The organism is Embleya sp. NPDC050493, from assembly GCF_044458105.1.
GTDB lineage: Bacteria > Actinomycetota > Actinomycetes > Streptomycetales > Streptomycetaceae > Embleya.
In genome coordinates this window covers 156601-164199 of sequence record NZ_JBITHP010000023.1, presented here as the reverse complement: position 1 = coordinate 164199, position 7599 = coordinate 156601, and the positions used below count along the sequence as shown (strand labels likewise).

Here is a 7599-nt window from a genome sequence, read left to right as displayed (position 1 = left end):
GCTAAACGCTCGGCCGGGAAGCCCCCGGCCGAGCGTTTCGCCAACCTCCCGGCGCCGGCCGATCGATCATCCGTGACGCGAAGCCCCCTTGAATTCGCCACCCGTGATAGCGCGCGCGGCCAGGTCGGCAGGCGGGCGTCGAACGCGCCGGCGGGCACGCCGCTTCGAGCGTCTCCGCCAAGACCACCCTCGCCGGCGACAAGGCCGGCTCCAAACGCGCCAAGGCCAAGGCCCTGGGCATCCCCATCATGACCCCGGAGGAGTTCGCGACGCTGGTGGCGCCGCTCAACCGCCGAGGATCGAGCGAACCGCCAACCCGCGAGCACCCCGCGGGTGGCCGGTAGCGGGCGGCTCCGGCGCCGACCCGGCCTCGGGGGCCGCGCCGGCGGGACCTTGTCATTCAAGGGCGGTACGAGCCAGGACCTCCGCCATCCCGGTGGCGATGCCCATGAGCCGAACGGCGAGACCCGGGTCCTCGCCCGCGACGATTCCGGCGGAGGAGATCTCGGGGACAGCGCGTGCGAGCACATCCCGCAGGTCGGCGATATGCCGGTCACGGATCTCGGTGGAGTCGGGCGACGGGGCCGTGATCGGATCTCCTCGGTTGCCGGGTGCGGGCGGACGCCGATGTCCTGCCGACCGGCGCCCGTCCGCGACCCGCCCGGTCGGCCTCGGGGGATGGGCCGATCCGGTGCGGCCGGGCCTGGCGACCGGGAGACGCCGGACCACCACACCCGACCTCAACGACCGACCCGCCCCGGGGTGACGCCCCTCGGGCGACGCCGACGGCGGCCGGGCCGGCGGTCGGCTCAGTACGGGCCGGCCAGGCCAGGAACCCGGCCAAGGTGTCGATCGCGGTGTTCGCCGCGCCGATCCTCGGGGGACATCGCCGACCGTCGCGAACATCACCTCGTTCGCGCCGTGAAGAGCCGCCGTTTTGAGCAGCCGGCCTTGCCGGCATTCGCGCAAGCTGCGGGTCCACGCGCGGTCACGTGGTCGTCGGCCACCTGGGCCCGGTATCGGGGTTGTAGGCCCACAAGAACTGCGTGTCGGGCGTGACGGTCATTCCGTGGTCGAACAGTGCCGGGGCACCGGCGGCGATCCACCGGTCCCAGGCCGTCTCCAGTTCGTCGCCCAGCCGCCGCGCTCCGCCCTGATACAGCGTGGTTCCGACGCCCGCCGATGCGGAGTACACGGCCCAGGAGGTGTCGCCGTCGTGGATCCAGGCGTTGACCCCGTCGGCGTCGCGCGCGGCGCGCACCCGCAGCTCGGGCAGCGCGACGCGCAACGCGAACAGCAGGTGCGCGTCGTCGCACAACGGTGCGAGGTCCCGGACGACGCCGCGCTCCTGCCCGGCCGCCGCGTTGCCGCGTACGTCGGCGAATCGGCGTTCGGCCGGGGTGCCGCGGGCGGGCATGAATGTGGCGAGCCCCTGGACCCATCCGCTCGCCGAGCGTCCGTCCTCGGCGACGGTCAACGCGACATGACCCAACCGCCCCCACGGCGTGACCACGCGCCCCCCGGGGCGGGCCTGCGCGATCCACGCCCACGGCACCCGCTCGACCGCGTAGGTCGAGATCACCCGGTCCCACGGCTGCTCCGACGCCCGGCCGGCCGCGCCGTCCCCGACCCCGACGCACACGTCCAACCCGGCCTCTGCGAGCGCCTTGCGAGCCACCCCGGCCAACTCCGGATCGACCTCGACACTGACGACGTTGCCGGGCCCGGCGCGTCGGGCGGCCAGCGCCGCATTCCACCCCGTCCCCGTACCCAACTCCAGGACCCGATGCCCGGGTTCCAGCAGCAGCGAGTCGAGCATGTCCACCACCACCGCCTGGCACGACAGGCTCGACGTGGGCACCCCGTCGACGACCTGTGTCACCGCGGCGTCGTCCGGCCCGGCGTACACCAGCGACACCCACGCGTCCTTGTCGACCACCCGATCGACCGGCACATAGCCCTCGCCGTCCCAGCGCCACAGCCGATCGGGCGCGAACGCGTCCCGGGGAGTCGCCTCCACCGCGGCGCGGATCCACGGCGCGCGCTCGGGCCAGTCCCCACGCCGTTCCATCTCTGCCGCCAACCGCGACCGCGCCTCGACAAGATCCACGGCGAGCTACTTGTCCTTCTTGTGTTGGCCGTTCGGCGGCGGGGGAGCAGGCACTTGCCCATCGGAGTTGTTCGGCGGCGGAGTGCCCTTCGACGGATCCGGCGGCGGCTTCTCGTGTTGTCCCATCACGCCTCCTCGGTCACACAGAGAGACCCCAGGATGACGCAACACCACATTGGTACGGAAGACACGCCGCACTGCGGCCCACCCACCCGCAAGCCCCCCAGCGCGGCAACGGACCCCCGCCACCGACACCCGGCTACCCCCGACGCATCCCAAGCCCGATCAAGGCCTCGACCCGCTCCGCCGCCCACGTGCACTGCCGTTGCCGAGCATCGGCGAGTGCGACAGCCGGCTTGACCGCGTGAGCCTCACGACATCGAACACACCCACGCACGCTGGACGGCCCAAGGCAGCCCCGGGCCCGAACGCTTCGGCCTGCGCGTCGAGCCGGACGGCCGCCAATACGTGTGGTTCGACGATCCGTCCGGCTCGACCTGGCCCCTGGTGGGCACGGGCCGCCACGCGATGATCACCTGATCTCTGGAGCCGCGGGCCGGTATGGGAGCGGTTCGAGCGCGGCCTGGTCGAAGGATCGGCGTGAGGCGACGATCGGTCGCAGGATTCTGGTCGTGTATCAGATCACCGCGCACCGGCTGCTGGTGACTGTCGTCGACATCGTCTCGGCGGTCGCCCGCGAGCTGCCGGCCGCCGCACCGACACCCGGGCGAGCCGCCCGGCTCACCCGCGCCCGGTTGCGGGCGGTGCTCAAGAGGGCCGGCCGCACGCGCGGCATCGAGGAGGAGGTCGAGCGCCTCCACGCCGCCCTGTGGATCCCGCAGATGCGCCAACTACCGGTGCTCGTGGAGGCGATGGCCGTCTTGCCCTGACCCTGCTGCGGAGGCTGGAGGCGGCCCGCGCCAGCGCGGACGACCTGGCCGAAGCCTCGGCGGAGTCTTTTGGGAAGCGCCCGGACGCCGAGATCATCACCAGCTTTCCAGGGCTCGGGTCTCACCGAGGCGTCGACGAACGACGGCTCGTCTCCTCACCCGTTCCTCCGGCGGCGCGGAATCCACCACAACGCCGGCCCGGCGACCGCGTCGGATCACCGGATTGCTTCGTGTGATCGACTGACAGCGAAGCGTTGCTCGTGGATAGTGAAGGGGCATCATCACCGTTACGCAGGGAGATCACAAGATGACAGAGGATGTCCGGTCGGCTGCGGATTTCGAGGCGCCCGACCAGGTGGCCGAGATCACCGACACGAGTATCCAGGCCAATCCCGACAGGCCGGCCAACGCCCTGACGTTGCAGCAACTGCGCGACTCGGCGAGCCCCAACCTGCCTGCGGGTCTGAAGGCGGACCAGTTCGAGGGAGGCGGGTGGATGTTCTCCCGCCTGGTCAAGCTCCAGTCCTTCTACTACTACACGTCCAAGCCGGAACCGTACCTCGACGAGTGGACCTCGCGCCCCGATAAGCCGGGAATCCGGGCGGACGGCGGCCTGATCCACCAACCCTATTCGCAGAACAACGAGGCGAAATGGGTGTTCGCGTTCCGCGCCAACGGCACGCCCCCGGCCCCGTTCACCCACTCGTGCAGGCTCGCGAGCCTGCGGGACGGGCGAGTGGAGTACACCCCCAACGGGCCCGCCGGGGACACGATCTTCCCGACCGACATCTTCGGCCGGCGCGGTGACCCCGAGTTGGACGTGGTCGAGGTCGTCTCCAAGGTGCTCGCCATCGGCTCGCGCCGGGCGTGGCAACAACTCGGCGGCATCCGCTCGCTGGCCAGGTACGGAGCCATGACCCCCGTACCCCCGCCGGAGGAACGGGCGTACATCAAATGGGACGGGGCGGCGACCTTCGGCGTACAAAGCACCACCAGGGTCGACGCGCTCTGGTGCGCCGTGCCCGCCTGACACTCACGCGCGTCCGACGAGCGGCGTACAAGGGGCACCCGGTCCGCGCCGTCGGTGACTTCTCTGGTCGGCACTCCCAAGGCGAGGCGTCCGGGCACCGACTACTTCCCCTGGGGACACTCTTCCGCTCGGAGGTCCCGCGTCGCGGCACGTTCTCGCCCCGCCCCGAGGCCCAGCCGAGGCAACGCCCCGCCCAGCGGCGCGGGGCCGTTGCCGGCCCGACAAGGCGCCTCACGCCGGGGCCGCGTCGGGCGCGGGTGTTGGTGACCCACCCCCAACTCGGCGCGCTCCGGGCCGGGTACGTCATGATTCGCCCAGGCGGTCGCCAGGTACCGGCTCGGGTACGGCGAAGGTGGTTCCGCAGAAGGTCAGGCGACAGCGCGGCCGCCTTCCCGGCTGTTGACCCGCCGGTAGAAGTCCTGCAGGTCGGCGAGGTCGCTCGCGATGAGGCTTTCCATCAGGCCTGCGTGGACATCTACTGGGACGGCCACGCCTACGTGCCCGTCGACCGCTGCGCCGATCCGGACGCGTGGGCACGTCTGGTGTACGCCGGGCCCTACGACGCGGCGATCACTGAGATCAGTCGTGACCGTCCGTCCTCCAGCCTGTCCTGCACCTCGGTCGTGGCGGGCATGCTCGACGCGCTCGACGTCGAACCAGGCCACCACATCCCGGAGTTGGGCACCGGAACCGGCTGGAACGCCGCCCTGCTCACCCACCGCACCGGCCCCACCGGCCACGTCACCAGCATCGAGGCCGCCCCCGACCTTGTGGCCGGTGCCCGGGCCGCTATGGCCGGCGCGGGTCTCGGCGAGAGGGTCACGGTCGTCGTCGGCGACGGCACACACGGCCACCCCGACACCGGCCCCTTCGACAGGGTGGTCGCCACCTACGCCGTCGACCGCGTCCCCTGGGCATGGTCGAACAGCTGCGCCCGGGTGGGGATCTGGTGTTCCCGTGGGGCCGGTTGGGGCACTTCGCCGTCACCGTGGCCGAAGGCGGCCGCTCGGCCACCGGATGGTTGCAGGGGCTGGCGCAGTTCATGCCGGCCCGCGACACGACCCCGATCCGAGAGTTCGACGAGGTCGAGGCCGCGTGGGACGTGTGGGATCGCGACGGTCGGATCCGCCGCTGGGACCACGGCGTCACGATCACCGCCGACGAGCAGTTCGTGTGGGCGGGGGACGCTGCTACCGGCCGCAGATGGCCCCTCGTCACGACGTCGGAGCCGGTCGCGGGCTGCCGCCGCGTGACCGTGTTCGCTCGTCGAGGAGGGCGGTGATCTCGGCCTGGGCGGTGACCGCCATGAACGTCGCGGACTGTTCGGACCGTTGCTCCACCACCAGCGGATGCGCCGGTTCGCGCGAGGGCACTCCCGGACGCGCGATGGGCTCGGGGGGCGCCCAGGGGTGGGAGTACATCTCGTCCACGAGGTCGACCTCGATGTTGACCGTCCCCGTCGTGCCGCACCGGTCCTGCGCGTGGGCGCCGAGGAAGGCCGGCGCCGACATCAGCCGGTGCACGAGTACGTCCGCGTCGACGACACGAACCCTCGCGTCGTCGTCCATGGTGTAGACGCGGGTGTCGATCGGGTGGGCGCAGACGCCGGCGCCGTCGTCGTGGAGATACGCCACATCCCTGCGCGCGGCAGGAGAGGGCCAGCCCAGGCGCAACCTGCGACGCCCCACGCTCACCTGAACGAACGGCTGGTGCGACAGACCCAAAAGGGGCCGCGCGGCGGACAGAGCCTCTTTGTGCGCGACGAAGGATCGTTGATTGATGGGCATCTCACCGGGCATTTCCGGCACCAGCGTGACCACCAGGTGGGGCCGATCGCGGTCGCATTCCGCCGCGACCAGGTCCTGTTGGACCTCGCGCATGCGTTCCCGCCGGTCGGCCGCGGCCTGGAAGCGCTGGTGGTACGCGGTGGCGACGTGCGTCTCGGTCAGCCAGTCGGTCTTGTCTACGCCCTGGACGCGGAGTGGCAGCGCCGGTAGCCGGCCATGCGCGGCATCCTCGCCTGCCAACGCTGCGCCCTGTCCACCGGCTGGTCGAGCTGCGAGGTGGGCGACGGCGTCTACGCGGACGGCCACATCCGGGCCGCCCGGGCGCGGTGCGACGTCGACGCCTGGAGTCACGTTCTCGGTATGGGCACGCACGTCGGCATGGTGCAGAACCACCCGCGGTCCGCACTGCTCCAGGGCGCGGAACCGTATCTGCGGCACCTGGCGCAACGCCCGAGGGCGGCTCCCGCCGTGGCTCTGCGGCTGCGGGTGGTCCTGGAGGAGTGGGACGCCGCGCCCTCGACGGCTCGAGGACGCCTTCCCGGAGGCGTCGCACGGTGAGGCCGGGAGCGGAACTGGGACCCGGAGCACGCCGAACGCTGGCTCGCGTACCTGCTCCCACCACATGGTGGCGGGAGCAGGTACGGGCGACATTGCCGACGGCGGTGCGTCAACGGCCGTTGAACGGAAGCCGGATGGGCCGGGGTCGGGAGAGGTCAAAAGCGTTTGACGAGAGTGATCGAGCGGTCGGTGACGGTGAAGCCGAGGCTCTGATACAGGCCGAGGGCGCCAGTGGGGCTTTCGGCGTCGACGTCGAGTACGGCGTGGTCGAGACCGTCTGCCCGCAGCGCCCGCAGCACGTGGGCCAACATGGTGCGAGCCAGTCCTCGTCCGCGCGCTTCCCGCCGTACGCCGACAACCGTGATGTACCCGAACGGGCCGCCACGCAGCGGCCACTCGTCCGGCTCCACGTCGACCAAGGCGAACCCGACGACGCGTTCGCCGTCGTGGGTGTCCGGGGCGACGGCGAGCAGGGACAGGTCGGGGCGGAACGCCGCCAACCGGTTCTCGGAGGCCCACTCGTCGGCGGTCACCGGCCGGCTGCCCCAGTGGTCGCGGAAGGAGTCGTTCATCGCGGACCTGACTCGCTCCGCCCACTCCTCGCCGTAGGGCACGAGCCGCACTCCGGGGGCGGGCGCCGGCTCGGGCACCGGTGCTTCGAGGTCGCGCTCCAACTCCAGCCACCACCGGGCACGCTCGTAGCCGTGTGCCTCCAGGAGCCGGATCGCGGGGGTGGCGTGGTCCTGTGCGCCGGCGGCAAGCCATCCGGGCAGGGTCGCGTCGCTTGCCGCGAGGTGCTGAAGCCCGCGGGCCTCCTGCCATGCCAGCAGTGCCGTACCGATGCCTTCGCGACGACGGTCCGGGGCCACCGTTCCGTCGAGCTCCACCCAGACGATCGTCTCGTGGGTCACCGGGGCCGCGGCCGAGCCGTAGGCAACGGCCCGCCCGGCGTCGTCGACGGCGATCACCGCGTCGCGCTCGGGGTCGAAGGCTTCGCTGCCGAACTCCTCCTCGAACTCGTCCCTCGCCACCAGGAAACGCGGATGGTCGACCCTTCCGGCGGCATGCACCAGTTCGAGGATCAGGCCGATGTCGTCCGGGGTGGCGGGTCTCCAGGTGAGCCCGTCGCCGGCCGTGGGCAGTTCGATGGCCGACGGAGCGGTCACCCGGTCGGACAGCGCGCGGAGTTCGGGGCTGCCATGTGCGGTCCCACTCATGGGGATC

At 71.7% G+C, this 7599-nt stretch carries 8 protein-coding genes and 1 pseudogene; 5 read left to right on the top strand and 4 right to left on the bottom strand.

What is annotated here, in order from left to right; translation table 11 throughout:
• Positions 1 to 396: 396 nt before the first annotated feature.
• On the bottom strand, positions 397 to 528 hold the full coding sequence (locus ACIBM5_RS34455; RefSeq protein ID WP_396010583.1) for a hypothetical protein: 132 nt from the start codon (positions 526 to 528) through the stop codon (positions 397 to 399).
• Between the two features lie 460 nt (positions 529 to 988).
• On the bottom strand, positions 989 to 2110 hold the full coding sequence (locus ACIBM5_RS34450; protein WP_396010582.1) for a methyltransferase domain-containing protein: 1122 nt from the start codon (positions 2108 to 2110) through the stop codon (positions 989 to 991).
• Positions 2111 to 2742: 632 nt separating this feature from the next.
• Here ACIBM5_RS34450 and ACIBM5_RS34445 point away from each other — a divergent pair.
• The 4 genes and pseudogenes from ACIBM5_RS34445 (at position 2743) to ACIBM5_RS34430 (ending at position 5312) form a co-directional block, all read left to right on the top strand.
• Positions 2743 to 3000, top strand: a complete 258-nt coding sequence (locus ACIBM5_RS34445) for a hypothetical protein (protein ID WP_396010581.1) — start codon at positions 2743 to 2745, stop codon at positions 2998 to 3000.
• Between the two features lie 307 nt (positions 3001 to 3307).
• Positions 3308 to 4030 carry a hypothetical protein gene (locus tag ACIBM5_RS34440; RefSeq protein ID WP_396010580.1) on the top strand — a complete coding sequence of 241 codons (723 nt, stop codon included), beginning with the start codon at positions 3308 to 3310 and terminating at the stop codon, positions 4028 to 4030.
• A 467-nt stretch (positions 4031 to 4497) separates the two neighbouring features.
• Positions 4498 to 4896, top strand: a pseudogene (locus tag ACIBM5_RS34435) (protein-L-isoaspartate O-methyltransferase); the annotation flags it as partial.
• Positions 4897 to 4946: 50 nt separating this feature from the next.
• A complete protein-coding gene (locus tag ACIBM5_RS34430; RefSeq protein WP_396010603.1) occupies positions 4947 to 5312 on the top strand; it encodes a hypothetical protein in 366 nt (121 codons plus the stop codon).
• On the opposite strand, the gene ACIBM5_RS34425 is transcribed toward ACIBM5_RS34430, so the two are convergent.
• Positions 5245 to 6057, bottom strand: a complete 813-nt coding sequence (locus tag ACIBM5_RS34425) for a hypothetical protein (RefSeq protein ID WP_396010579.1) — start codon at positions 6055 to 6057, stop codon at positions 5245 to 5247. The genes ACIBM5_RS34430 and ACIBM5_RS34425 overlap by 68 nt on opposite strands.
• On the opposite strand from ACIBM5_RS34425, the gene ACIBM5_RS34420 reads away from it, so the two are divergent.
• Positions 6034 to 6375 carry a hypothetical protein gene (locus ACIBM5_RS34420; RefSeq protein ID WP_396010578.1) on the top strand — a complete coding sequence of 114 codons (342 nt, stop codon included), beginning with the start codon at positions 6034 to 6036 and terminating at the stop codon, positions 6373 to 6375. The two genes, ACIBM5_RS34425 and ACIBM5_RS34420, sit on opposite strands and share 24 nt — an antisense overlap.
• Before the next feature lie 155 nt (positions 6376 to 6530).
• Here ACIBM5_RS34420 and ACIBM5_RS34415 read toward each other — a convergent pair whose 3' ends face one another.
• Positions 6531 to 7592, bottom strand: coding sequence for a GNAT family N-acetyltransferase (locus ACIBM5_RS34415; RefSeq protein WP_396010577.1), 1062 nt, complete (start codon positions 7590 to 7592; stop codon positions 6531 to 6533).
• Positions 7593 to 7599: the final 7 nt, after the last annotated feature.